The organism is Burkholderia sp. JP2-270, from assembly GCF_003233675.1.
Taxonomy (GTDB): domain Bacteria; phylum Pseudomonadota; class Gammaproteobacteria; order Burkholderiales; family Burkholderiaceae; genus Burkholderia; species Burkholderia pyrrocinia_C.
Window position 1 is genome coordinate 2070181 of the sequence record NZ_CP029825.1, and the last position, 25369, is coordinate 2095549.

23 protein-coding genes are annotated in these 25369 nt (G+C 65.2%); 14 read left to right on the forward strand and 9 right to left on the reverse strand.

Translation table 11 applies throughout. The annotated features are described in order from the left end of the window. Positions 1-24 precede the first annotated feature (24 nt). The 4 genes from DM992_RS27395 to DM992_RS42930 all read left to right on the forward strand — a co-directional run bounded on the left by DM992_RS27395 (position 25) and on the right by DM992_RS42930 (position 5900). Complete coding sequence (locus tag DM992_RS27395; RefSeq protein WP_111019432.1) at positions 25-2154, forward strand: type I secretion system permease/ATPase; 2130 nt, start codon at positions 25-27, stop codon at positions 2152-2154. Positions 2155-2162: 8 nt separating this feature from the next. After that, complete coding sequence (locus DM992_RS27400) at positions 2163-3581, forward strand: HlyD family type I secretion periplasmic adaptor subunit (protein WP_111019433.1); 1419 nt, start codon at positions 2163-2165, stop codon at positions 3579-3581. Then, positions 3571-5025, forward strand: coding sequence for a TolC family protein (locus DM992_RS27405; RefSeq protein WP_111019434.1), 1455 nt, complete (start codon positions 3571-3573; stop codon positions 5023-5025). Before DM992_RS27400 ends, DM992_RS27405 begins: the two co-directional genes overlap by 11 nt. Before the next feature lie 317 nt (positions 5026-5342). Next, the gene (locus DM992_RS42930; protein WP_239511362.1) at positions 5343-5900 is read left to right on the forward strand and encodes a hypothetical protein; all 558 of its coding nucleotides are present in this window, start codon (positions 5343-5345) and stop codon (positions 5898-5900) included. A gap of 242 nt (positions 5901-6142) precedes the next feature. Here DM992_RS42930 and DM992_RS27415 read toward each other — a convergent pair whose 3' ends face one another. Further along, positions 6143-6475 (reverse strand): DUF2322 family protein, encoded by a 333-nt coding sequence (locus DM992_RS27415; protein WP_034181882.1) that lies wholly within the window; start codon positions 6473-6475, stop codon positions 6143-6145. 53 nt (positions 6476-6528) lie between these two features. Beyond that, a complete protein-coding gene (locus DM992_RS27420) occupies positions 6529-7248 on the reverse strand; it encodes a flavin reductase family protein (protein WP_111019435.1) in 720 nt (239 codons plus the stop codon). A 288-nt stretch (positions 7249-7536) separates the two neighbouring features. On the opposite strand from DM992_RS27420, the gene DM992_RS27425 reads away from it, so the two are divergent. Further along, complete coding sequence (locus tag DM992_RS27425; RefSeq protein WP_034181884.1) at positions 7537-7863, forward strand: thioredoxin family protein; 327 nt, start codon at positions 7537-7539, stop codon at positions 7861-7863. 10 nt (positions 7864-7873) lie between these two features. Beyond that, positions 7874-8293: a secondary thiamine-phosphate synthase enzyme YjbQ gene (locus DM992_RS27430; RefSeq protein WP_111019436.1), complete on the forward strand. Its 420-nt coding sequence runs from the start codon at positions 7874-7876 to the stop codon at positions 8291-8293. Positions 8294-8380: 87 nt separating this feature from the next. On the opposite strand, the gene atsR is transcribed toward DM992_RS27430, so the two are convergent. Genes atsR through DM992_RS27445 form a run of 3 tightly spaced genes read right to left on the reverse strand, consistent with a single transcriptional unit; the run spans position 8381 to position 11612 of the window. Beyond that, positions 8381-10192 (reverse strand): hybrid sensor histidine kinase/response regulator AtsR, encoded by a 1812-nt coding sequence (atsR, locus tag DM992_RS27435; protein WP_111019437.1) that lies wholly within the window; start codon positions 10190-10192, stop codon positions 8381-8383. Between the two features lies 1 nt (position 10193). Next, positions 10194-10697 carry a molybdopterin-dependent oxidoreductase gene (locus DM992_RS27440; RefSeq protein ID WP_111019438.1) on the reverse strand — a complete coding sequence of 168 codons (504 nt, stop codon included), beginning with the start codon at positions 10695-10697 and terminating at the stop codon, positions 10194-10196. 42 nt (positions 10698-10739) lie between these two features. Beyond that, positions 10740-11612 (reverse strand): helix-turn-helix domain-containing protein, encoded by an 873-nt coding sequence (locus DM992_RS27445; RefSeq protein WP_111019439.1) that lies wholly within the window; start codon positions 11610-11612, stop codon positions 10740-10742. A gap of 47 nt (positions 11613-11659) precedes the next feature. Here DM992_RS27445 and DM992_RS41855 point away from each other — a divergent pair, with 47 nt between their 5' ends. The 3 genes from DM992_RS41855 (at position 11660) to DM992_RS27455 (ending at position 13516) form a co-directional block, all read left to right on the forward strand. Further along, positions 11660-11848 carry a hypothetical protein gene (locus DM992_RS41855; RefSeq protein WP_162631748.1) on the forward strand — a complete coding sequence of 63 codons (189 nt, stop codon included), beginning with the start codon at positions 11660-11662 and terminating at the stop codon, positions 11846-11848. A 132-nt stretch (positions 11849-11980) separates the two neighbouring features. After that, on the forward strand, positions 11981-12568 hold the full coding sequence (locus DM992_RS27450; RefSeq protein WP_111019333.1) for an SEL1-like repeat protein: 588 nt from the start codon (positions 11981-11983) through the stop codon (positions 12566-12568). A 120-nt stretch (positions 12569-12688) separates the two neighbouring features. Then, positions 12689-13516: a hypothetical protein gene (locus DM992_RS27455; protein WP_111019334.1), complete on the forward strand. Its 828-nt coding sequence runs from the start codon at positions 12689-12691 to the stop codon at positions 13514-13516. Between the two features lie 326 nt (positions 13517-13842). Here DM992_RS27455 and DM992_RS27460 read toward each other — a convergent pair whose 3' ends face one another. After that, positions 13843-14859, reverse strand: coding sequence for a 1-aminocyclopropane-1-carboxylate deaminase (locus tag DM992_RS27460; RefSeq protein ID WP_111019440.1), 1017 nt, complete (start codon positions 14857-14859; stop codon positions 13843-13845). 199 nt (positions 14860-15058) lie between these two features. Here DM992_RS27460 and DM992_RS27465 point away from each other — a divergent pair, with 199 nt between their 5' ends. Then, positions 15059-15559 (forward strand): Lrp/AsnC ligand binding domain-containing protein, encoded by a 501-nt coding sequence (locus tag DM992_RS27465; protein ID WP_111020420.1) that lies wholly within the window; start codon positions 15059-15061, stop codon positions 15557-15559. A gap of 122 nt (positions 15560-15681) precedes the next feature. Here the strand turns inward: DM992_RS27465 and mdeB are convergent, their stop codons facing one another. Then, positions 15682-18417, reverse strand: a complete 2736-nt coding sequence (mdeB, locus tag DM992_RS27470; RefSeq protein ID WP_111020421.1) for an alpha-ketoglutarate dehydrogenase — start codon at positions 18415-18417, stop codon at positions 15682-15684. Between the two features lie 149 nt (positions 18418-18566). Here mdeB and DM992_RS27475 point away from each other — a divergent pair, with 149 nt between their 5' ends. From DM992_RS27475 to DM992_RS27490, 4 genes are all read left to right on the forward strand, one after another. Further along, the gene (locus DM992_RS27475; RefSeq protein ID WP_111019441.1) at positions 18567-19094 is read left to right on the forward strand and encodes an Lrp/AsnC family transcriptional regulator; all 528 of its coding nucleotides are present in this window, start codon (positions 18567-18569) and stop codon (positions 19092-19094) included. A gap of 259 nt (positions 19095-19353) precedes the next feature. Next, positions 19354-21075 (forward strand): ubiquinone-dependent pyruvate dehydrogenase, encoded by a 1722-nt coding sequence (gene poxB / locus DM992_RS27480; protein ID WP_111019442.1) that lies wholly within the window; start codon positions 19354-19356, stop codon positions 21073-21075. A 283-nt stretch (positions 21076-21358) separates the two neighbouring features. Next, positions 21359-21949: a methyltransferase domain-containing protein gene (locus DM992_RS27485; protein WP_111019443.1), complete on the forward strand. Its 591-nt coding sequence runs from the start codon at positions 21359-21361 to the stop codon at positions 21947-21949. A gap of 140 nt (positions 21950-22089) precedes the next feature. Further along, on the forward strand, positions 22090-23142 hold the full coding sequence (locus DM992_RS27490; protein WP_111020422.1) for an RNA-guided endonuclease TnpB family protein: 1053 nt from the start codon (positions 22090-22092) through the stop codon (positions 23140-23142). A 135-nt stretch (positions 23143-23277) separates the two neighbouring features. Here DM992_RS27490 and DM992_RS27495 read toward each other — a convergent pair whose 3' ends face one another. Next, entirely contained in the window at positions 23278-24417 is a 1140-nt protein-coding gene (locus tag DM992_RS27495; RefSeq protein ID WP_111019444.1) for an acyltransferase, read from the reverse strand. Then, on the reverse strand, positions 24414-25223 hold the full coding sequence (blaOXA, locus tag DM992_RS27500) for an OXA-1043 family class D beta-lactamase (protein ID WP_204356131.1): 810 nt from the start codon (positions 25221-25223) through the stop codon (positions 24414-24416). The genes DM992_RS27495 and blaOXA overlap by 4 nt, the downstream gene beginning before the upstream one ends. Positions 25224-25369: the final 146 nt, after the last annotated feature.

Consider the following 25369-nt stretch of genomic DNA (forward strand, 5'->3'; position numbering starts at 1 on the left):
TCTACATGTCGGTATGGGGTTGAGATGAACGAAGCAGTGCCCGAGTTGGCGCGGGTAAATGATCCTGGGTTGGTCGCATTGGTTGTAATTGCCCAATATCATGGTGTTGCAGCGGATCCGGAACAGCTTCGCCACGCAGCCGCAATGCACGGCGAGCAACTCGAAGCGGGAGACTTGCAGATCGCCGGGCGTTCGCTCGGTCTCAAGGTTCGGCGTGTTTGCGTGTCTCCAGAGCGATTGGTGGAGACACCCAAACCTGCATTGATGCTCGATGAATCCGGGCGACACTTCGTATTGGCGTCGTGCGACGGAGAGAAGGCACTGATTGTCGAAGCTGGTGGTGCCGGACCAGAGATTATTTCTCAATCTGACGTGATGGTACGGACAGGCGGTCAGGCGCTCCTGATTACTTCTCGGGCATCGCTTTCTGGCGGACTCGCACACTTCGATTTCTCGTGGTTTGTCCCAGCCGTCGTCAAATACCGCCGCATCTTGCTTGAAGTCCTGCTCGTGTCGGCGGCGCTGCAAGTCTTTGCGCTCGTTTCGCCGCTGATGTTTCAGGTGGTGATGGACAAGGTGCTGGTCAACCGTGCATTCGACACGTTGAACGTCGTCTGCGTCGCACTGCTGGTCAGCGGCCTGTTCGAGATCCTGCTGTCAGGCGTACGCAACTACGTATTCGCCCACACTGCGAGTCGCATCGACGTTGAGCTCGGTGCGCGATTGTTCCGCCATCTGCTGGCGCTTCCGCTGGCTTATTTCGGCGTGCGCCGTGTCGGCGACACCGTCGCACGCGTGCGCGAACTGGAGAACATACGTAGCTTCCTGACCGGACAGGCGTTGACCGCCGTCATCGACCTGTTCTTCTCGGTCATCTTCTTGGGCGTGATGTGCGTATATAGCGTCTGGCTGACGCTGGTCGTAGTCGCTTCGCTACCGGTCTATGTGGCGATCTCGATGCTCATCACACCAATCCTGCGCAAGCGGCTCGACGAGAAATTTGCTCGCACGGCGGACAACCAATCGTTCTTGGTCGAAACCGTGTCCGGCGTCGAAACTGTCAAGTCGATGGCGATCGAGCCGCAGTTCACACGCCGCTGGGACAACCAGCTGGCAGGCTACGTCGCAGCGGGTTTCAGGGTCACAGCGCTCGGAAACGTGGGCCAGCAACTGATCCAGTTGGTCGGCAAACTCGTGTCGCTGATTACGTTATATCTGGGTGCCCGCTTCGTGATCGAGGGCAAACTGTCAGTCGGGCAGCTTGTTGCGTTCAACATGATGTCCCAGCACGTGGCCACGCCTGTATTGCGTCTCGCGCAGCTCTGGCAAGATTTTCAGCAGGTCGGCATTTCAATGAGCCGGCTCGGCGACATCCTGAACACTCGAACCGAGCTGGCGCAAAGCCGACAGACGCTGCCGGCGGTGCGCGGCAACATCAGCTTCCAGTCGATCCGCTTTCGTTACCGCCCCGATGGACCAACGATTCTCGACGACGTGTCGCTCGACATCGCGGCCGGCGAGGTGGTCGGTATCGTCGGCCGGTCGGGTTCGGGCAAGAGCACGCTCACGAAGTTGCTGCAGCGCCTGTATCTACCCGAACACGGGCGTGTGCGTATTGACGGCATTGATTTGGCGCTCGCCGAGCCGGCGTGGCTGCGCCGGCAGATCGGCGTCGTGCTGCAGGAGAACCGCCTCTTCAACCGCTCGATTCGCGAAAACATTGCTGTGACCGACCCGGCTGCCTCGCTCGACATCGTGATACGCGCGGCCCAGCTCGCCGGCGCTCACGACTTCATCTCGGAACTGCCCGAGGGCTACGACACAATCGTCGGTGAGCAAGGCGCGAACCTATCGGGTGGTCAGCGCCAGCGCATCGCAATCGCACGCGCCTTGGTGACGAATCCCCGTATCCTGATTTTTGACGAGGCAACCAGCGCACTCGACTTCGAAACTGAACACATCATCCAGAATAATATGCGAGCGATGTGCGACGGACGGACCGTCATCATCATCGCGCACCGGCTGAGCTCGGTGCGCCATGCAAACCACATCATCGCGATGGACAAAGGGCGCATCGTCGAGAAGGGTACGCACGAGACACTGCTCGAACTGCGCGGCTATTACGCGCATCTTGTCGCGCTGCAAAACGCCTGAGATTACCCATGATCACGAAAATTCAGGCGTTCGCTGCGCTGATGGGCCAATACGCAACCGTTTTCCGCGAGGCATGGCGGGTGCGGCTCGAGAACGATACGAAGCCACGCCTCGCACACGAACGGGCCTTCCTGCCGGCACACCTCGAATTGGCCGAGACGCCCGTTCATCCGTTGCCGATGTGGACAATGCGCATCATCGTCGCACTGGCCGTCTTGATCGTGCTGATCGCACTGATCGGTAAGCTCGACATCGTCGCTGTCGCGCCCGGCAAGCTGATCCCAAAGCAGCAGGTCAAGACGATCCAGCCCGCACTCACTGGTGTGGTGCGGCGCATTCTAGTGCGTGATGGGCAGCGCGTGCAGGCCGGGCAACTTCTCATGGAGCTCGACACCACCCAGGCGGCAGCCGACGCCGACAAGGCCCATCAGAGCCGACTCGATGCCGCACTGACGGTCGAACGCAGCCGTGCGCTGCTGCAGGCGCAAAACCACGAAACATCACCGATACTGGCGAAAGTCGAAGACGCGAGCGGCGAACAGCAACTCGCGGCACAGCACTTCGCCGACGGCATCTACTTCGAATACCGCGACAAACTGAACAGTGCGCAAGCCGAACTGATGAAGCGTGAGGCTGAGCTTGGCACCACGCGGCAGCAGATCGCGAAGCTTGACGCGACCGCCCCGTTGGCCCGCCGACAAGCAAACGACTACGCGTCGCTGGTGAACGAGAAATACGTCGCGCGCACCGACTATCTGGACAAGGAGCAGACTGCGCTGAACCAGGAACACGAACTGGCGGCGCAACGCAGCCATGCGCAGGAACTAGTTGCGGCGATTGCGCAGCAGCGCGCCGAGATCGCAGCACTCACGTCCCAGTATCGTCGCCAGCAGTTCGATGTGCTGGACAAGGCATATCAACAACTCGCACAGAGCCGCAACGATGAAACGAAGGCGGACACGCGACAGAAGCTGCTGAGCCTGACGGCGCCAGTTGCCGGTACTGTGCAGCAACTCAAGATTCATACGCTGGGCGGTGTCGCGACCGCAGCGTCGCCTGTGATGGATATCGTGCCGGACGACACACTTGAGGTTGAGGCGAACATCGAGAACAAGGACATCGGCTTCGTAAAAGCGGGGCAACCCGCCGTTGTCAAGGTCGACGCGTTCCCGTACACGCGCTACGGTTTCCTGCGCGGCACAGTCGAAACCGTCTCCAACGACTCGGTGTCCGACCGCAAACGCGGGCTGACGTTCCCGATCAGGATTCGTCTCACGACGAACCGGATACGCGCGAACGACACGTGGATCAACCTGACGCCCGGAATGGCGGTATCGGCCGAGATTAAGACCGGCAAGCGCAGCGTCGCGCATTACTTCCTCGATCCTGTGATCCAGACTGGCCAGGAGAGTTTGCGTGAGCGTTAAGCGAAGAACGGCGGTCGCCGGCGCATTCGTCGCTGGTTTGTCGATCGCGACCGCGACGTGGGCATTCGATCCATTACTAACGAACAGCGCCGTGCCGACGACACCCGCAGTCGACCTGCTGGGCGGCAGCGACGGTGTATGCACGTTCGGCGCACTGCCAACGCCGTTGAGACTGCAGGACGCAGTCGAACGGGCGCTGTGCAACCACCCCAAGACCCGGCAAGCGTGGGCCACCGTCAAGATTCAGGCGGCTGCGGTCGGCGTTGGACGAGCCGGATTCTTGCCGACGATCAACGGTAGTTGGCAGGGTACGCGCGATGTTGCGCGCAATCACGTCACGGGCTATCCGCAGTACGACTCGAATTACGGGAAAAACCTGCAAAACGCGAGCGTATCGCTCAGCTGGGTGTTGTACGACTTCGGCGGCCGCTCGGCGGCGCTGCGCAATGCGAACGAACTGCTGGCTGCCGCGCAAGCCAACCAGCTTGCCGTACTGCAAACGGTGTTCGGCACCGTCGCCAAGGATTATTATGCGGCGCAGGCCGCGCAGGGGACGCTCGCGGCGGCCCGCGAGATTGAACATACTGCCAAGACGAGCGCTGACGCGGCGACCGCGCGTACTGATCGGGGCGTCGCCGCGATCAGCGATCAGTTGCAGGCGCAAACCGCCTATGCGGAAGCCATCGTGAGTCGCACAAAGGCAGAAACCGACTGGGCAAGTGCCGTTGGCACGCTCGCCTCCGACATGAACCTTGATCCGGCGACGCCGATCTCGCTGCCAGATGTCGGCGACGGCGTGAAACCCGATCACGAATTTGGCGACTCGGTGGCAGCGCTGATCGAGGATGCGCGGCAGCACTATCCTGGCGTCACGGCGGCCGTGGCGCAAGTGGCCGCGGCACGAGCCAAGGCGGCGCAGACGCGGGCCGAAGGGCTGCCGCGCCTGAATCTGGTGGCTCAGTACAACTTCAACAACCAACCGACGAGTTTGCAGCTCGGCTTCCCTGTGTTTCCGGCAACGCATCGGGAGTGGTATCTCGGGTTTCAGGTGACGATTCCGATCTTCGAAGGGTTTGCACGGACCTATCAGGTGCGGCAAGTAGATGCGCAGACGGAATTGCAGATTGGTTTGCTGGCCGAGGCGCGGCAGCAAGCGGGGCTGGAAGTGTGGAACGGCTATCAGTCGTTGCAAGGCGCGACGAAAAATCTCGATAACAGTGCAAGCTTGCTCGTACTGGCTCAGCATTCCTACGAGGCGGCTCAGCGCCGATATCAGATCGGTGTGGGCAGCATCCTCGAACTGCTCAATGCACAGTCTGCGCTGGCGAACGCGAAGAAGCAGCGTATTCAGGCGCTAACGGATTGGCGATCGGCTCGCCTTCAACTTGCATCAAAGCTTGGCCGTCTGGGGATGTGGAGCCTCAGTGAAAGTACGTTCCGATAAAAAACATGCGTCAACTTCATGGTTGAACTACAGCGTTAGGACAGGCAAAGCGGATTTTGATTGCAAGTAGCGAGATAAGCCTTTTATCACAACGGCACGATCAAGCCATCAAACTCGCGATTTGGACAACGTCTGGCCGCAAATCCCATCGTCGCGGTAGTACGGAAAGCAGTTGACAACTACCTTCGCGACGTCCGCCCGGTGACAACTTTAATGCGCAGCGCGTAACCTCATGAATTCCTGACGGTTTCGCCTGTCTCAGTCGACACCAAGCAGCGAAGTGACATCTTTCCTTCGCAAACGGTGACAACTTTATTTTGCTCTACGGCCACCGTCGGGTCGGCATCGACAGCGTCGAAGCGACGCGGTCGCGCGAGGCCGGCTCGCAAGCGGTGCCGCGCGAGGTCGGGGCCGCGCTGCGCGCCCGCCACGCATTGCGCGTGGCGCCGATCTGCGGCGGTGCCGCGGGCCTGATCGAGCCGGTCCATGCGCAAGTGCCGGACGCCGGGCGAGCGATGCGCGACATCGAGACACCCCGGCCGGACTTGCCTCCGGAAACCGCCCTCGAGCTTAAGGTGACGCCGTCGGAAGACACCGCCGAGAGTGCGCCCGAGTCAGGGCCCCGCGTGTTCGTTCGCGCATTCGCGCTCGACGGCAATACCGTGTTCGGCAACGACAAACTGCTGCCGCTCGTTGCCGATCTGGCCGGCAGCACGCCCGCGTCGACCCGGGGCGGCGTCGCGTATTCGTCGCTGCGCTACCGGCTCGGCGGCGCGTTTTCCGATCTCGATTCCCAGGGCCGTGCGAGCGTGCAACCGCGTACGTCACGCAGCCGCTCGTGCGTGCGCACGTACGGTCGTGACCAAGTCCTATGAGGCGTGACGAAAAAATGCATCGTCGGTTGCTTGTGGCGCCGTAGCGCATCTGCAGCAACGGGATCGCCGTGACGGCGGCACATACGGGTGGCGGGCGAGGCCGTCATCGATGACATCGAATACGGGCACATGCGTCACGGCATGTGCGGGCGGGACGACGATCCGGCATGCATCGGCGCCCATTGACGCGATGCCCGAGCATGCCGCGCATTGAGGCGTGGCATCATTGCCCCGCCTGTTGCTCAGCCCTTTGCGACGACGTCGATGCGCAGCGCTTCGCCGCCGGCGACGATCGCGAGCAGTCGATCGACGTTCGGGTGCGCGCCGGGGCGGTTGCGTGCGTCGGCGGTGTGCTCCGCGAACACCGCGAGGCCATGCTCGGCAGCCTTCGCGTCGAGCGCGCCGAATGCCTGCTTCAGGTAGTGATACACGGCGAGCGAACCCTGCTTGCCGGGCTGGTTCTCGATGCTGGCGACCACGTCGCCGTTCGCGCCGACGAGATCGATGCGTGCGATGCCGTCGATGGCCGGCAATTGCGCGAGGTTGTCCTTGAATACTGGGGTAGCTTGAATCACTGAAAACACTCCGTCGGTTCGGTCTTGGGCCAATGAGGATGGCCGGCCGTATCTTATCTGATCGGCCGCGGCGCACCGGCCGGCGTGGCCGGTGCGCCTGCGTCGCGCGAGCGCTCGATGTCGGGGCTGCGATACGCGCGCTCGGGAATCTCGGCGAGCCGCGAGGCGTGCACCTGCCCTGGCGCCAGGCCATAGAACTTTTGAAAGCTCATGATCAGCGGCGACCATTTGTCCGGATCGATGCGGTCCGGATGGCCGTCCATCAGCAGGTCGGGATGCACGTGTACGCGCTGGATGCGCAGCTCGAACAGCGTGATCTTGCCGCGCAGATCGGGTGTTTCATCGGCGAGGCCGTGCGCGGCCGCGACGACCGCTTCCAGGTGAACCGGGCATTCGAGCGCGCGCGGTGGTGACACGGTTTGCGACGCCGCTTCGGTAAGCCCGGCCGTGCCGAACTTGTCGGGTTCGTATACATAGCCCCTCGCCCGCTTTCCGTCGGGCACCGGATACGTGCCAGTCGTGCGCGCGATCCGGTCGACAGTGTGCGCCAGCGTCGACGACGGCAGGTTCAGCACGCATTCGCCGGTGCGCAGCAGGTTGCGAGTGGTCTGCGAACTGGCGGCGATGCCGATCACGCCGCGCCAGCCGAGCCAGAACGCGGACGAGATCGGCGCAAGATTTGCTGTGCCGTCCGGGTTCAGCGTGCTGACCAGCACGACGGGCGTGCCGAAATAGAGGATGTTCGGTTCGGTGACGCGATGCGGAGCGTTCATGGTCGGGGCCTTCGCTTCGTTGACGGATCAGTCCGCATGCTGATCCCGTCGAGGCCGCGCGGCGCTCCGATTCTTGTCGTGTCATCCGGATGGCGGCGGCGCGATGGAGGAACGGGAATTGCGCGTCATGCGCAGGCGGCGCGCGGAAGGCGTCGGGCCATTGCGACGGCCAGCTTCCGCGTCAGCGGGCGCCGGCATCGCGCCGGCTTTTCCGCTACAGTAGGACATCGCCGACCGCCTCCGCCGACCCGGTGAGGTCAAGTTCCAGATCTGCACATGAGGGCCCCGATGCACACCCCGCAACGCTATTCCGAAGAGGCGCCCACGCGCGCGGAAGTCGACGCACTCGCCGGCACGACCGTCATCGAATTCGGCGCGAACTGGTGCGGCATCTGCGCGGGCGCGCAACCTGCGATCGTGGCGTCGTTCGCTGCACACCCCACCGTGCGCCACCTGAAGATCGAGGACGGCCCGGGCCGCCCGCTCGGCCGCTCGTTCCGCGTGAAGCTGTGGCCGACGCTGGTGTTCCTGCGCGACGGCGTCGAAGTCGCGCGCGTCGTGCGCCCCGCCGACGCGAAGCAGATCGAAGCCGACGGCTTCGCCGCGCTGGCCTGAAGGCATCGCCATGCAACAGGCCATCACGCACATCGCCGTCGACACACGCGGCAGCGGCCTCGTCGAATTCACGTCGCAGGTGCGCGCGTTCGTCGACCAGCAGTCGATCCGCACGGGCCTGCTCACCGTGTTCTGCCGGCATACGTCGGCATCGCTGCTGATCCAGGAGAACGCGGATCCGTCGGTGCAGCGCGATCTCGAACGCTACTTCGCGACGCTCGCGCCCGAGGACGACACGCGTTACGAGCACGATACCGAAGGCGCCGACGATATGCCCGCCCATTTGCGCACGGCGCTTACGCAGGTGCAGCTGTCGATTCCGGTCGAGCACGGGCGCATGGTGCTCGGCACCTGGCAGGGGGTTTACCTGTTCGAGCATCGCCGCGCGGCGCACCGGCGCGACATCGTGCTGCATCTGATCGGCGAGTAATCGGGAACGTGAGCGGGAACGTGAGCGGGAACGCGCGATGTGGCGCCGGTGTGCGATGCCGTGCGCGGTTGCACGCGGTACACCGATTCAGCCGAGCAGCTTCTCGACAAGGGCGCCGAGTTCGCACAGGTGCACGGGCTTCGGCAGGAATTCGTCGAATACCTGTTGGTTCTCGCGCAGCGCTGCCGATTCATACGCGCTGACGCCGATGATTGCCGGATGGCGGCCGTCGTCGCCCGGTTGAGCGACCGCGCGAATGCGCCGCGCGACCTCGAAGCCGCTCAGGTCCGGCAGTTCGAGATCCAGCACCACGATGTCGTAGCGGCCCGCGCCGAAGCGCGCGACGCCTTCCTGCCCGTTGCTGCACAGATCGGCGTCGATGCCGAGCGCCGACAGCATCGCACCGAGCGTTTCGCGCGCGTTGTCGTTGTCGTCGACGACCAGCGCGCGCAGGTCGCGATGCGCGGCGGCGGCAGACCACGCGGGCGCTTCGCCGGCGGCCTCGACGAAGTCGGGCACTTCGACGGGCAGCGTCACGACGAATTCGCTGCCTTCGCCGACCACGCTGCGCACGTCCACCTGCCCGCGCAGCGTCGTGACGATTTCGCGCACGACGGCGAGCCCCATGCCGATCCCGTCCACGTGCAGCCCGACCGCGTCGTTCGCGCGGTAGAACGGCTCGAAGATCTTCGACAGGTGCGGCTTCGCGATGCCGGTGCCCGTGTCGCGCACGGCAAGCTTCAATTGCCGGCCGGCCGGCGCGTCGGCGAGCGTGATCGATACCTTGATCGACCCGCCGAGCGTGTATTTGACGGAATTCTCGATCAGGTTCGACAGCACCTGCCGCAACAGCTTGCGGTCCGAGCGGATCGCGAGATCGTGCGGTGCGACCTGCTGCGTGACCGCGATCCGCTTGGCCGCGATCTTGTCGCGCAGCGGCTCGATCACTTCGGCGAGCAGCGACGCCATGCCGACCGTTTCCAGTTCGGCGAGGCGCTTCGTCGAGCGCAGCTTGATGTAGTCGGTCAGGTCCTTGACGAGCGCTTCGAGCGACAGCGCGGAATTCTGCAGCCGCCGGATCGTCTTCAGGTTCGCGTCGGACTGCGGGCGTGCGAGCAGGATCTCGATCGACCCGCAGATCGCCTGCAGCGGCGTGCGCAGCTCGTGGCTGACCATCCCGAGGAACGCGTTCTTCGCCTCGATCATCTCGAACGCGCGATCGGATGCCCTGCGCTCTGCGTCGAGCGCCGCGTCCTGCCGTTCGAGCAGGTCGTCGCGCGTGCGCATCGTATAGAACAGCAGCAGGAACAGCGCGCACAGGATCACCCCGAGCACGATGCCGAGGGTCAGGATCGCGCGCTGCTTTTCCTTCAGCTGATGGAACGTGAAATCGCGCTGCGCCATCTCGATCGCGCGGAAGTAGTTCGCGAGGCCGTTGACCTTCGGCCAGTACGCATTGACCTCGTCGATCACCTGCTGCGCATGCTTCGGCGCACCGCGCAGCAACGGCACATCGCGCTTCAGGCGCGCCATGAATTCGCCGAGCGCGGCGATCTCGTTGCGCGCGCGCGGGATGCGCAGCCAGTATTCGGATACCTCGGACGGCCGCTGCAGGAAACCGAACGACACCGACAGGCTGTCGAGCTGCATCTGCAAGCGATCGAAGTCGTCGTCCTCGTGCGTCGCGTAGAGGATCAGCTGCCGGTCGAATCGCGTATAGACGTTCCGGTATTGCGCGGCCGTCCAGAATACGCCTTCGCGCGGCCCTTCGAGCACGCCCTCGTTGACCGATGTCGCAAGCAGATCCCACAGCAGGAACGCCCACGCGGCGAATCCCGTGATCCACAGCGACCCGAGGATCAGGATGATTTTTCTGTTTTTCCGCCGCGGCCGCGTCATTTCACTTCACGGTCAGGCCGATGATCTGCCACGCGAACTTGGCTTCGCCGAGCGGCGTCTTCAGCTCGTCGGGATACTGGTCGCGCGGATACATGATCCACAGCGGGCCGTAGTTGTCGTTGCCGAGCACCTTGCCGTTCATCGTTCGCGCGAGGATCACGCCGTACCGGTCGGCGTCGGACACGGGAATCGTGAACGTGTATTCGTCGATGCAGTGGAATTCGATCTGCGTGCCGTGCGCGCCGACGGTCTTCAGCACGTCGGACAGGCGCGGACCCGTGAAGGTCGCCTTCGGCGTCCAGCTCGTCGACGTGACGATCGTATGCTGCGGCAGCGCCATCAGCGCCTGCTCGGAAAACACGTACGCCGTCTTGCCCTGCTGGTTGCTCTTGTCGATGTTGCCGTCGACGGTGAACGTAAACGACGAAGCGGCCCATGCCGCGGCGGCCATGCCGAGCAGGCAGGCCGTCAGCAGGCTCTTGGTCCAGATGGTCGAAACTCGCATGTCTTTCCCTCGGTCGTGCGGTAGTGGGTTGTCGTTCCGGTCTCAGCCCGCGGTGGCCACGGCCGGCAGCGCGATCTTCAGTTCGCGCGCCACTTCGGCGAACAGGATCGGCAGGCGCACCGGCTTTTCCTCGCAGCGCGCGTTGTAGTGCGACACGATGTGCGCGATCTCGTCCTCGCTGGCTTCCCCGGTCGAGATCTTGCCGGTCAGCAGGAAGATCGGCGCGCCGCTGTTCTCGCTCGAACGGATGCCGCGCACGAGATCGGCGGCGGTCTGGTCGCCGAGCATCCAGTCGAGGATGTAGCCGTCGAAATCCTCGACTTCCAGCGCCTTGCGGAACGTGGCGCCGTCGAAGTACGGAATCGCGTTCACGCCTTTTTCGATGAAATATTCACATACCGTTTCGGCGACGTCCCGCGAATCGTCGACCACGGCGATCCGCGCCGCGTACACGTTCGGCTGGCTCGAGCGCAGCTCGACGACGTCGACCGCATACGTGCGCCCTTCGCGTGCGTGCTGACGCTCGGTGACGATCCATTCGCCTTGCCACTGCAGCGCGACGAAATCCGTTTCGATCTGGCTGCTGGCCTTCGTCGAGATCGCAGCGCGGCAGCGAAAGCGCCGCGACTCGATCACGAGCGTCGCGTCGACCATCTCGGCCGCGGCCGGCTGCGCGCCCTTGTCGTCGAGCAGGATCGCGGGCGGCACGCCGAAGTGCGTCGCGATGTCCTGCAACTGCGACAGGTTCCACGGGATCAGGCCTTTCATCTTGCGCGTGACGACGGAGAAACTGAGGCCGAGCACGTTCGCGATCGTCGTGTTGTGACTTCGCGGCGGAATGCCGTTCCGGTTCAGGAGGTCGCGCACCTTGTTGGCGGTGATCAGATCGACGTTGGCCTGCTCGCTGTTGGACATCTCGATGGGGTCTCCAGGGGTTTTGGGCGACGAAGAGCATATCAAAAGTGACGCGTCACGCAAGCTTTGAAAAAGCGAAGGACCTTGACATGCCGTTTTTCTCCATTATTATTGCTCACCGCGTCACTATTGTTTGCTGCGTCATGTTTGTTTGGGGATCGATGCCGGTGACAGGCGATACAGCGAAGAGCGGCGGCAATAAAGTAGTGACGGAACGATTCGAAGAGAGAACCTGAGAGAGCCTTGGGCAGCGTGTCGGCGTTGGCGGATTGTATCCGCCGCGCCGCGCGCGACCAGGTTGCGAGCCGAGCTCGCGGGGTGAAAAGCTCGAAGAATTGCGGCGCAAATAGAACTCGAGGAAAGTACTCATGTATCGCCGTTTACTCGCACCGGGGCTGCTGTTGCTGCTGGCCGCGTGCGCGCAGGATCCGTCCGTGACCAGCAACGCGGTGCGGATCTGCGACGACACCGGCTGTTCTGATCGACCTAAAGATCAGGTCTCCTACCAAAATAGGGGCGATGCGGACGATCGCGAAGACCCTCGCATCGTCGCGCTGAAGCAGGCCGCGAAGGCCCAGCCGAAGGCGGCCTACGATCTCGGCCTGCGTTATTTCCGCGGCGACGGCGTGCGCCAGGACAGCTACCAGGCACTCAAGTGGATGCGCGACGCCGCCGAGCGCGGCGACCTGCGTGCGCAGAAGGCGCTCGGCAGCTTCTACCTGTTCGGCCTCGAGGAAATGGGCTCCGATCCGCGCGAAGCGGACAAATGGCTGTCGATCGCGGCCGGCCGCGGCGACAAGGAATCGAAGAAGCTGCTCGAACTCGCGCGCCAGGCGAAGAAGGAAGACGAAGAAGACTGGAAATGGCGCACGCAATGGCGTGACGTCTATTACGGCTACTGGTATTCGGGCTATCCGTACTACGGCGTCTGGAATCAGACGTACTGGTACTACTGACCAGGCCGGAAGCAACGGGGGCGGCAGCGGGGAGACCACCATCGCGCGCCACGCCGGGGGGCTTATCGACGTTCGTACGGACACGTAAGCCGAACAACGACTCTATCGAACGATAACGACATGAAGACCATCCTTTCCCATCGTCTCACCCAAGGTGCGCTGGTTGCAGCGCTTTGTGCGTCCGTCGCGGGCTGCGGCGGCGTGGTGACGCCCGGAGGCCAGAACGCCGGCGTGACGGGTGCCGCGGCAGGCGGCACGAGCGCCGGCGCCGATTCGGGGCTGCAGCGCTGCGCGTCGCCGCTGGGCACGATCGCCGTCGACGACGGCCGCAACGCCGACTGGTGGGGCCCGTTCGGCAGCGCGACCAAGATGACGACGATCGACCCGCTGCTGCGCCTGGCGGTCCAGCAGTCGAACTGCTTCGTGATCACGTCGATCGGCAACCAGAAGAGCGACGCGCGCCTGTCGCGCATCACGCAGCTGCAGCGCAGTTCGGGCGAATACCGTGCGGGCTCGAAGCAGCAGAAGGGCCAGCGTGTCGCGGCCGACTACTACATGGAACCGCAGATCGTCATCAACGATTCGCCGATCGGCGGCATCGGCAGCATGATCGGCGGGCTGATCGGCAACGGTGCGGTGGCGGCGGTGGCCGGCCACCTGCAGACGAAGGCGTCGGTCGTGACGCTGACGCTGTTCGACGTGCGCTCGGCCGTGCAGATCGCGGCGTCGGAAGGCAGCTCGACGGCGACCAACTACGGCGCGGCGCTGGGCGGATTCGGCGGCGGCGTGGGCGGCGCGCTCGCCGGCTTCTCGTCGACGCCGGAAGGCAAGGCGACGGTCGTCGCGTTCATCGACGCGTACAACAAGATGGTCGTCGCACTGCGCAGCTACAAGGCGCAGGACGTCAAGGGCGGCCTCGGCCGCGGCGGCCAGCTCCAGGTCAATTGACGTCCACGGGCCGGTGGTGCGCCGCCGGCCGATTTCCGATACGTGAATGTCCGTGCGCGCGGCGTGATCTGCGCGCCGCCTTGGTTCTTCCTTTCCGTTTCGTGGTGATCGCGGCACTGAATCCGCTCACGCAGAACCGAGCGGGTGCCTGTCGCACAGCAATCGCGCGGGTCATTCACAATTGAATGACCCGCGTTCGCCGAATCGAGTGCCTCAGGTGCGTCACGTCCTCCGTGGACGCATTTTTTGCCGCCGGCGCTTCGTTTACGCGCGCGTCGATTCGGCATGTCCGGAACGATGCGGGCCGACTACCCGCAGAACGCTCGTCACCCGTTGCGGAAAATCTCCGCATACGCGCTCAACGCCGGCACGCCACCGAGGTGCGCATACAGCACCTTCGAGCCCGGCTCGAATTCGCCGCGCCGTACCTTGTCGATCATCCCGTGCATCGACTTGCCTTCATAGACGGGATCGGTCAGCACGCCTTCGAGCCGCGCGCACAGCCGGATCGCCTCTAGCGTGCCGTCGTTCGGCAGCCCGTATTCGGGGCCCGCGTAGCGCGTGTCGAGCACGACGTCCTGCTCGTCGATGCGACGCCCGAGTTCGACGATTTCAGCCGTATGCCGCGCGATGCGCGTGATCTGCGCATGCGTTTTCTCCGGCGTCGCCGACGCGTCGATCCCGATCACGCGATCCGCGCGGCCGTCGGCCGCGAAGCCGACGACCATCCCGGCCTGCGTGCTGCCCGTCACCGAGCACACGACGATGTAGTCGAACTTGAAACCGAGTTCGGCTTCCTGCTGCCGCACCTCCTCGGCGAAGCCGACGAAGCCGAGCCCGCCGAGCGGGTGCTCGGAACAGCCGGCCGGAACCGGATACGGCTTGCCGCCCGCCTGCCGCACGCTCTCCATCGCTTCTTCCCAACTGCGGCGGATGCCGATGTCGAAGCCGTCGGCAACGAGCCGCACGTCGGCGCCCATCATGCGCGACAGCTGGATGTTGCCGACCCGGTCGTACACGGGGTCTTCATAGTTGACCCAGTGCTCCTGCACGAGCACGCATTTCATGCCGAGATGCGCGGCGACGGCCGCGACCTGGCGCGTCTGGTTCGACTGGACGCCGCCGATCGAGACGAGCGTGTCCGCGCCCTGCGCGAGCGCGTCGGGGATCAGGTATTCGAGCTTGCGCGTCTTGTTGCCGCCGAACGCGAGGCCGCTGTTGCAGTCCTCGCGCTTCGCATACAGCTCGACCTTGCCGCCGAGGTGCGCGCTCAGGCGCTTGAGCGGCTGGATGGGCGTGGGGCCGAACGTCAGCGGATAACGGGGGAAGCGTTGCAGGTTCATCGATTTTTGTCTCCGGAAAGGCGGGGTTGGCGCGGGCATCGGGGCGTTCGGGAGGGGGCCGGCACGCCGTGTCCCGATGGAAAAATGATAGGCAAGCACGCGCGAAATGAGCTTGCGAAATAAATATCGTCGGCCTACGTTGATAACGAATCGAGTGCTGATCAAGCAATTCGAGTTCGAAAAAATCGCAGGAGACGCAATGAAATTAAGTGGAAGACCGACGGTGCCGGGCGATGCAGCGCCCGCACTCGATCGCATCGATCGCGCGATCCTCAGGCAGCTTCAGCAGGACGCGTCGATCTCGAACGTGAGCCTCGCCGCGAAGGTGAAGCTGAGCGCGCCGGCGTGCCTGCGGCGCGTCGAGCGGCTCAAGGAAATGGGGATGATTCGCGGGATCGTCGCGCTGCTCGACCCGAAGCCGCTCGGGGCCGGCATGCTGGTCGTGATCGGCTTCGTGCTCGATCGCTCGACGCCGGAAGCGTTCGCCGCGTTCGAGAAGGCCGCGCAGAAGGTGTCGGGATGTGTCGAATGCCACGTCGTGACGGGCGAGTTCGACTACTTCATGCTGGTGCGCACACGCGACAACGAGAGCTTCAACCGGCTGCATGCGGAACAACTGATCTACCTGCCCGGGGTGCGGCAGGTGCGCTCGTTCATGGTGCTCAAGGAGATCCTGTCGACGCATGCGCTGCCGGTATAGCGCAGCCTGCATGACGAGTGGCCGGCCGGGCACGCTGCGTCAGCGGCGCGCCGGCGGAAACGATGTGTGTCGGTGGCACTGCCTGACAGGGCAGTGCAGCGTGGCGGAAATGACTTGCGTGCCTAGCGCTGCCAAGGCGCCGTGCCGGGCTGCTGCACAGTCTTGCCGAGACGCTCTCGCGCGTCGCGCACGATAGTCGCATCGAGTTCTCCATCATCCGCCAGCGCCTTCAGCGCGGCGAGCACGATGCTCGCGCGATCGACCTCGAAGAACGCGCGCAGTGCGTCGCGCGTGTCGCTGCGCCCGAACCCGTCGGTGCCGAGCGTCACGTAGCGGCGCGGCACGTACGCGCGGATCAGATCGGGCACCGCGCGCACGTAGTCGGTTGCAGCGATCACGGGCCCGCGCGTCGTGGCGAGCGCGGCGGTGACGTACGGCGCCGAGTGCGCGTCGTCGTCGAGCCGCGCGCGACGCTCGGCTTCCATCCCGTCACGCTGCAGTTCGGTGAAACTCGTGACGCTCCATACGGCCGCGTCGATGCCCCAGTCGTCCTTCAGCATCCGCTGCGCGGCGAGCACTTCGCCGAGGATCGCGCCCGAGCCGAGCAATTGCACGCGTGCCGTCGCGTTCGAACCGGACGGCAGCCGGTGCATGCCCTTCAGGATTCCTTCGCGCCGCGCGGCCGGATCGTCGTCGGGCATCGACGGCTGCGCGTAGTTCTCGTTCATCACGGTCACGTAATAGAACACGTCGCGCTGCTGCTCGACCATCTCGCGCATGCCTGCATCGACGATCGTCGCGACTTCGTACGCGAACGCCGGATCGTACGCGCGGCAGTTCGGGATCGTCGACGCGGCGAGGTGGCTGCTGCCGTCCTGGTGCTGCAGGCCCTCGCCGCCGAGCGTCGTGCGGCCCGACGTCGCGCCGACGAGGAAGCCGCGCGAGCGCTGGTCGGCGGCGGCCCAGATCAGGTCGCCGATGCGCTGGAAGCCGAACATCGAGTAGTAGATGTAGAACGGCAGCATCGGCAGGTCGTGCACGCTGTACGCCGTCGCGGCGGCGATCCACGACGAGATCGCGCCGGCTTCCGAAATGCCTTCCTCGAGAATCTGGCCGCGCATGTCCTCGCGGTAGTAGAGCATCGAGCCGAGGTCTTCCGGCTCGTAGCGCTGGCCGAGCGGCGAGTAGATGCCGACCTGCCGGAACAGGCTGGCCATGCCGAACGTGCGCGCTTCGTCGGCCACGATCGGCACGACGCGCGAGCCGATGTCGCGATCCTTGATCAACGCGGCGAGCATGCGCACGAGCGCCATCGTCGTCGACATCTCGCGGCCGGCCGCATCCAGCGCGAACGCTCCCCAGGCCGGCATCGAAGGGACGGTCAGCCCCTTCGATGCCGCTGTCCGCCTTCTGGGCAGATAGCCTCCCAGGGCAGCCCGGCGGGCATGCAGGTAACGCATTTCCGGGCTGTCTTCCGCTGGCTTGTAAAACTTCAATTGCTCGACGTCGCTGTCCGACAGCGGCAACCGGAAACGGTCGCGGAACGCCTTCAGATCGTCGACGTCGAGCTTCTTCTGCTGATGGGTCGTCATCCGGCCCTGGCCGGCCGCGCCCATCCCGTAACCCTTCATCGTCTTCGCGAGGATCACGGTCGGCTGGCCGCGGTGCGCGAGCGCGCGTGCATATGCGGCGTGCAGCTTGCGCGCGTCGTGGCCGCCGCGGCGCAGGCGGTCGATCTCCGCATCGGTGAGCTGCGCGGCGAGCGCTTCGAGCGCGGGGTCCTGGCTGAAGAAGCGCGCGCGGTTGTATGCGCCGTCGTTCGCGGAGAAGGTCTGGAACTGCCCGTCGACCGTATTGGCGAACGCGCGTGCGAGTGCGCCCGCGTGATCGCGTGCGAACAGCGGATCCCAGTCGGAGCCCCACAGCACCTTGATCGTGTTCCAGCCGGCGCCCGCGAACTGCGCTTCGAGTTCGTCGATCACGCGGCCGTTGCCGCGCACCGGGCCGTCGAGCCGCTGCAGGTTGCAGTTGATCACGAACACGAGGTTGTCGAGCCCCTCGCGTGCGGCGAGCGACAGCGCGCCGAGCGATTCGGGTTCGTCCATCTCGCCGTCGCCGAAGAAGCCCCACACGGTGCGGCCCGCGGTGTTCGCGAGGCCGCGATGCTGCAGGTAGCGCATGAAGCGCGCCTGGTAGATCGCGTTGATCGGGCCGATGCCCATCGAGCCGGTCGGGAACTGCCAGAAATCGGGCATCAGCCACGGGTGCGGATACGAGCACAGGCCCGGGCCGGCGATTTCGCGGCGGTAATGCTTCAGGTGATCCTCGGTGAGGAAGCCTTCGAGATACGCTCGCGCATAGACGCCCGGCGACGAATGCGGCTGGAAGTACACGAGATCGCCGCCGGCCGTGCCGCGTGCGTCGCCGGTCGCGGGCGACGCCGCGCGGAAGAAGTGGTTGAAGCCGGTCTCGAACAGGTCGGACGCCGATGCATAGCTCGCGATGTGGCCGCCGAGCTCGCCGTACGCGCGGTTCGCGCGCACGACCATCGCGAGCGCGTTCCAGCGCAGCGCGGCCGACAGCCGTTCCTCCAGGTCGAGGTCGCCCGGATACGGCGGCTGCTCGGCGAGCGGAATCGTGTTCAGGTAGCGCGTGACGTGCGTGCGCGGCGACGCGAGGCCGGTTGCGCGCGCATGCTCGGCGAGCCGGTCGAGCAGGTATTGCGCGCGGTCGCGGCCGACGTGCGCGACCACCGCGTCGAGCGCTTCGAGCCATTCGGCGGTTTCTTGCGGGTCCGCATCGGCGCGCGCGTGGGCCGTGCGCTGCGCGTGTTCGATACCGTTCGACAGATCCGTCATGCGAGTCTCCCGCGCGCCGGCGGCGGCACGCATCAATGGGACTCATGCTACGCGTCGATCCGCAAAATATGCGTCTGAATTCATTGGGAATTTGCTGCCGGATAGTGTAAATATTCCGGAATCGTCGTGATAGAAGGAATATTCAGACTATGAGCGCCTCCCCCAAGCGGCTCGACCGCATCGACATCGGCATCCTCAACCAGCTTCAGCAGAACGCGCGGATCACGAACGCGGAACTCGCGCGCGCGGTGAATCTTTCGGCCACGCCGTGCTTCAACCGCGTGCGCGCGCTGGAGAAGCTCGGGCTGTTCCGGCAGCAGGTCACGCTGCTCGATCCCGAGCCGCTCGGGCTGCGGATCAACGTGTTCATCCAGGTCAGCCTCGAGAAGCAGGTCGAGGACGCGCTGCAGCGCTTCGAGGAGGCGATCTCGCAGCGGCCCGAGGTGATGGAGTGCTATTTGATGTCGGGCGACGCCGACTATCTGCTGCGCGTGGTGATGCCCGACATGCGCACGCTCGAGCGTTTCATCATCGAGCGGCTCACGACCATTCCCGGCGTGTCGAACATCCGGTCGAGCTTCGCGTTGAAGCAGGTGCGCTACAAGACCGCGCTGCCGCTGCCGGCGGCGGGGCTCACGCTCGTCGGTCCCGACGAGTCGGGGTCCGACTGGGGTTGAGCGCGGCGCCAGCGAGCCTGTCCGTTTGCCTGCGCGACGGTGACGAACCGATGACGAAACGATGACGAAACGATGACGCCGGCCGCACGGTGCGGTGTCGGATCGAACCAATCGTGTGCGTGCGCCTCATACGGCAGTCGGCCCGGTTGCACCGTCGCGACGCGGCGCGGGCCAGTCGCGTATGCTCGTCCGGTCGGCGATGTGTGCGAGCGCACGGCCGGTTCATGCATGTCTAGATCAATCAACGAGTGAGGGCGTGATGGCAAGACAGACGATGGCGGAATACCTGGCGAAGACGCTGGCGGCGGCGGGCGTCGAGCGCATCTGGGGCGTGACGGGCGACAGCCTGAACGGCCTGTCGTTCAGCCTGGCCCAGATCGGGTCGATCCGCTGGATGCACACGCGGCACGAGGAAAGCGCCGCGTTCGCGGCCGGCGCGGATGCCGCGTCGACCGGGCGGCTCGCAGTGTGCGCGGGCAGCTGCGGCCCCGGCAACCTGCACCTGATCAACGGGCTGTACGACTGCCACCGCAATCACCAGCCGGTGCTCGCGATCGCCGCGCACATCCCGTCGACCGAAATCGGGCTCGGCTACTTCCAGGAAACCCATCCGCAGGAACTGTTCCGCGAGTGCAGCCACTTCGCGGAGCTCGTGACCAACGCGTCGCAGTTTCCGCGCGTGCTCGCGCGCGCGATGCGCACCGCGATCGAGGAACGCGGCGTCGCGGTGATCGTGCTGCCGGGCGACATCGCGCTCGGCGACGGCCCGGAAGAGGCGCCGGCGTGGAGCGAATCGGCGCCGCCGTCGATCCTGCCGGCCGATGCCGATCTCGACCGGCTCGCGGCGCTGCTCAATGCGTCCGACGCGGTCACGCTGCTGTGCGGCAGCGGCACGCAGGGCGCGCACGACGAAGTGGTCGCGCTGGCCGACACGCTCGGCGCGCCGGTCGTGCATGCGCTGCGCGGCAAGCAGTTCGTCGAATGGGACAACCCGTTCGACGTCGGGATGACCGGGCTGATCGGCTTCAGCTCCGGTTATCACGCGATGGAATCGTGCGACACGCTGCTGATGCTCGGCACGGATTTCCCGTACCGGCCGTTCTATCCGTCGAACGCGAAGGTCGCGCAGATCGACTGGAAGGGATCGCAGCTCGGCCATCGCGCGCCGCTCGCGCTCGGCCTCGTCGGCACCGTGAAGGAGACGATCGCTGCGCTGCTGCCGCGCCTGACGCGCAAGACCCAGCGGCGCTTCCTCGAGAATGCGCTGAAGCATTACGCGGCCGCGCGCAAGGGGCTCGACGATCTCGCGGTGGCCGAGCCGCCGGGCCGCGCGATCCACCCGCAATACCTGACGAAGATCGTCGACGAAGTCGCGGCCGACGACGCGATCTTCACGGCCGACGTCGGCACGCCGACGCTGTGGGCCGCGCGCTACCTGACGATGAACGGCAAGCGGCAACTGCACGGCTCGTTCAACCACGGGTCGATGGCGAACGCGATGCCGCAGGCGCTCGGCGCGCAGGGTGCGCATCCGGGGCGGCAGGTGGTGTCGCTGTCCGGCGACGGCGGGCTGTCGATGCTGCTCGGCGATCTGCTGAGCGCGCGCCAGCTCAACCTGCCGATCAAGATCGTCGTGTACAACAACAGCCTGCTCGGCTTCGTGTCGATGGAACTGAAGGCGGCCGGCTATCTCGATACCAACGTCGACCTGAGCCCGACCGATTTCGCGGCGATCGCGAAGGGCGCGGGTATCTTCAGCGTACGCGTCGAGCATTCGGAGAGCGTCGAGCAGGCATTGCGCACGGCGTTCGCGCACGACGGGCCGGCGGTGGTCGACGTCGTCACGTCGAAATACGAGCTCGCGATGCCGCCGAAGATCGAGATCGCGCATGCGAAGGGCTTCAGCCTGTTCATGCTGCGTGCGATCCTGAGCGGCCGCGGCGACGAGATCGTCGAGCTGGCGAGAACCAACCTGAGGTGAGGCGGTGCCGCGCGCGATGCGGCGTGCCGTTCGTTCCCGATCGGTCACGCTGCTTCGCTCCCGTCGGCGGACCACTCACGGATGCCGCGGCGCAGGCTATTAGGGACAATCTTCACGTCGCCTTAAGTTTGCGTTTCCTAGAATCGATTGGATCGTCGCTCTTCCTGCGGCGGACCGCTTCGCCCAGGAGGATGCACGTGAAAATGCCCTGTGTCGCCGCAGCCCTGCTCCACGAAGTCATCGGCACGTCGAAGCTGACGGCGCAACCGCTCGAGGCCGGCCAATGATCTGGCCAAACGTGTGGCGCGTCTCCGCACTGTTCGTGCGCGAGTGGGTCGGCCGCCCGGCCGCGGTGGGCGCGTTGTGCCCGAGTTCGCGGCATCTGGCGCGCGAGATGGCCGGCGCGGTGCCGGACGGCGACGGGCTGGTCGTCGAACTCGGTGGCGGCACCGGCGCGATCACCGCGGCGTTGCTCGAACGCGGCGTCGCGCCACGGCGCCTCGTCGTGGTCGAGCGTTCGCCGGCGTTCGTGCAGCATCTGCGGCGACGCTTTCCGGATGTGTCGATCGTATGGGGCGATGCGCGGCAGCTCGAACGGCTGCTGCCGCCGGCCGCGCGCGTCGACGCGATCGTGTCGTGCCTGCCGTTGCGTACGCTGCCGCGCGGGGACGTGACGGCCATCGTCGATCAATGCCGTCGCGTGCTGTCGGCCGATGGCGTGATGGTTCAATTCACCTACGACTTGCGCTCGCCCGGCCGCCATCCGCTGGGCGATTCGGCATTTGTTGCCTGCGGCAGTCGTATCGTCTGGGCAAATATTCCGCCCGCGCGCATCGTGACCGTGCGCGGCGTTGCCACCGAGCACGCCGATTGACGCGGCCGCGCGCAGGGCGCCCGGACACGGCGCCGCGCTGGTTTCTTTCATCAGATGCTCAGAGAAACCCCGTCCTTCAGGGCGGGGAGGAAAGGAGCGCCGCTGTTTGACAGCGGCATTCCAACGTTAAAATGACCGGCATGATCCTTGTCTATCGCTACCGAGTGAAATCGTTGAGCGGCCTGCTGAACAAGGAAAGCCGAGCAGTGAACTACGTGTGGAACTTCTGCAACGACACGCAGAAGCACGCGCTCAAGTGGGGCAAGAAGTGGCCGTCGGGTTTCGATCTGAACGTACTGACGACCGGCAGCAGCAAGGAACTCGGCATCCAATCCGGCACGGTCAATGCAACGTGCGAGCAATACGCGAAGTCGCGCAGCCAGCACCGTCGCCCGTACCTGCGCTATCGCGGCGGGCAATTGCTGGGCTGGGTGCCGCTGAAGGGCCGCGACCTGAAGCGCGAGGGCGACGCATTCCGCTTCGCCGGCCACACCTTCCGCGTGTTCAGCAGTCGCCCGCTGCCCGACGGCAAGATCAAGGACGGCACCAACTTCGCGCAGGATGCGCGCGGCAACTGGTTCCTGAATATCGTGATCGAGATACCCGATGTTCAGGCGCGCCCGATCCGCTCTGGTGTCGGCATCGATCTCGGCCTGAAAGACTTCGCCACACTTTCGACCGGCGAGAAGCTGCTCAACGACCGGTTCGGTCGACGTGCGGCTGAAAAGCTGGCGAAGGCGCAGCGGGCACGCAAGCACAAGCGGCATATCGCGAAGCTGCACGCCGAGGTGGCGAATGCCCGCGCCGATTCCCAGCACAAGCTCGCACTCGATCTGGTGCGGCGCTTCGACTACATCGCGGTCGGCAACGTGTCGGCCGCCAAGCTCGCCAGAACCAGGATGGCGAAAAGCGTCTACGACGCGTCCTGGTCGTCCTTCCGAAATAGGCTCCGTTACAAGGCGATGGCGCACGGGGCCACGTTCGAGGAAGTGGACGAAAGCGGTTCCACCCAGTCCTGTTCGGCGTGCGGGTCGACAGACAGCACGACGCGGCCGAAAGGTATCGCGGGACTGAGAATAAGGGAGTGGAAGTGCAGCAACTGTGGTGCCGAGCATGATCGCGATATCAACGCTGCATTGAACACTCTCCGATGCGGACGTGCATCGCCAGGTGTGGGAATCACCTCCCTTTAGGGAGGTGTTCATATAAGGACGTCAAAAGTCATACCGATCCTTCCGATTTCCATTCTTCGCAAGTGGGGCTTGCGGTCAGGCCGGCCGGTTTTTTTCCTTTTCAAGCCGCACCCGACAGGGATCACCGACGAAGCGCTAGAAGCGCGCGCCGTCCGGCACGGGCGCCGCGGGCCGCGACGCGACCCGTTTGATGAAACGATCGAGCGGTGTCGCATAGCCGCGCGCGATGACCGCGCTCAACCCGGCCGACAGCACCAGGTACGCGACGAGCAACGCCAGCTTGCCGTCGCCATGCGTCGCAGACGGCGGCCAGAACGTGCGCAGCGCGCCGAGCACGATCAGGTGGAACAGATACAGCTCGTAGCTGAGCCGGCCGCTCCAGCGCAGCGGCGCGAGCACGCGACCATGCGCGCGTTCGCGTTCCGCATGCGCGCCGATCAGCAGCACGGCCGTGCCGAGTGCCATCGCGGATACCCCGAACGCATGGCTTTGCGCGATCGGCCACGCGAGATAGAGCGCCGTCATCGCCGCTGCCGCGAGCCATTGCACGGGCGCGGCCGCGAGCACCTGCCAGCGCGCGCGTTCGGCGAGCAACGCGGTGCAGCAGCCGATGGCGATGCCGTCGAAGCACGCGAAATACGCATAGAGGAAGCCGCCTTCGTCGCCCGGATGCGTGAGGCGGTACACGGGGCCGGTCGCGGCAATCAGCAGCCAGAACGCGAACAGCCGCGAGTCGCGGCGCAGTGCGATGCACAGCAGCGGAAACGACAGGTAGAACACCTCCTCGACCGACAGCGACCACAGCACGCCGAGCGCGTAGTTGACCCACCCGTAAGCGCCGATCAGCACGTTCATCCAGAACGTGAGCGACGCGAGATTCACGCGCCAGAACGACACGGCGATGCCCTGCGGCGCGTGGTTCGTGAAGATCGGCACGCCGGCCGCCGCGAGGCCGTTGACGAGCGCGAGCAGCAGGAGCAGGCACGGGACGATGCGCGCGATGCGCGACACGTAGAACGCGCGCACGTCGAGCGCGCCGAGGCTGCCCCAGCGGCGGCGCGCATTCGACGTGATCAGGTAGCCCGAGATCGCGAAGAACATCGTCACGCCATAGTTGCCGTTGCGCACGATCGCATGGACGGTGTCCCAGCCGAGCACGCGCGCGAGCGCCGTGTCGCGTAGCGGATACGCGATGTTGAAGTGATGCAGCAGGACGAGCAGGATCGACACGCCGCGCAGCAGGTCGATCCGCGCGTTGCGCAGGCCGGCGCTCATTGCGGCCGGGCCGGTTCGGCGAGCGCCGGCAGCGCGGCCAGGAACGTATCGCGCGAGCGCAAGCCCGCATTCGGCGTTTGCCGTTTGTCGTCCTGGATCAGGTTCGCGAACACGAGCGTGCGCGGCCCCTTCGTCGCCCAGCCGACGAACCAGCCGTACGCGTGCGCGGCGTCGTACTTGAGGCCCGGCGAGCCCGTGCCCGTCTTGCCGTGCACGGTCCAGCCGCCCGGCTGCGCGTCGATCAGCGTGATGCGCTCGGTCATGTCGTACGCGTGCGTGCTGACGGGCAGCGTCCGGTGCAGGATCTTGCGCATGAACGCGACCTGTTCGAGCGGCGAAATTCGCAGCGATGAATTGACCCAGGCACCCATCACGCCGCTGAGTTCGCCCTGCTTGCCGGTCACGTCCGTATTGCCGTAGCCGAAAGCGTTCGTGTACTGCTGGAAGCGTGCCGGCCCGAGCGCTTGTGCGACCTGTTCCGAGTACCAGAAGATCGACAGCTTGATCCAGCGCGCCGGGTCGGTCGGCTCGCGCCACGGGGCGCCGCCCCAATCGGGATAGCCTGCGTGGAAGTCGAGGGTCGGCGTGTGTTCGTCCTTCAGGAAGCCGGCGTCGAAGCCCATCAGGCTGATCGCCACCTTGAAGGTCGACGCCGGTGTGACGCGGGTCGCGCAATCTCCTTGCCGGACGAGCGTTTGGCCGGTGGCGGCATCGGCGACGACGGTGCAGACGGGGCGGGCGGATGCGGAGGCGGCAGCCAGGAGGCCAGTGGCAAAGACAAACAGCGTGCGGCGCCAGGTGTTCAAGCGAGACTCCATCGGATCGTGTTCGGGAGGTGAGCCGTGCGGGCCAGCCGGCGGATCGTGTCGCCGGGGCGCTCAATGGGACAGGGGCCGGGCCGGCGGCGATTGCCGGAGCCGACTGTCGAGGCCGCGCACAGTGTATCGAAGGC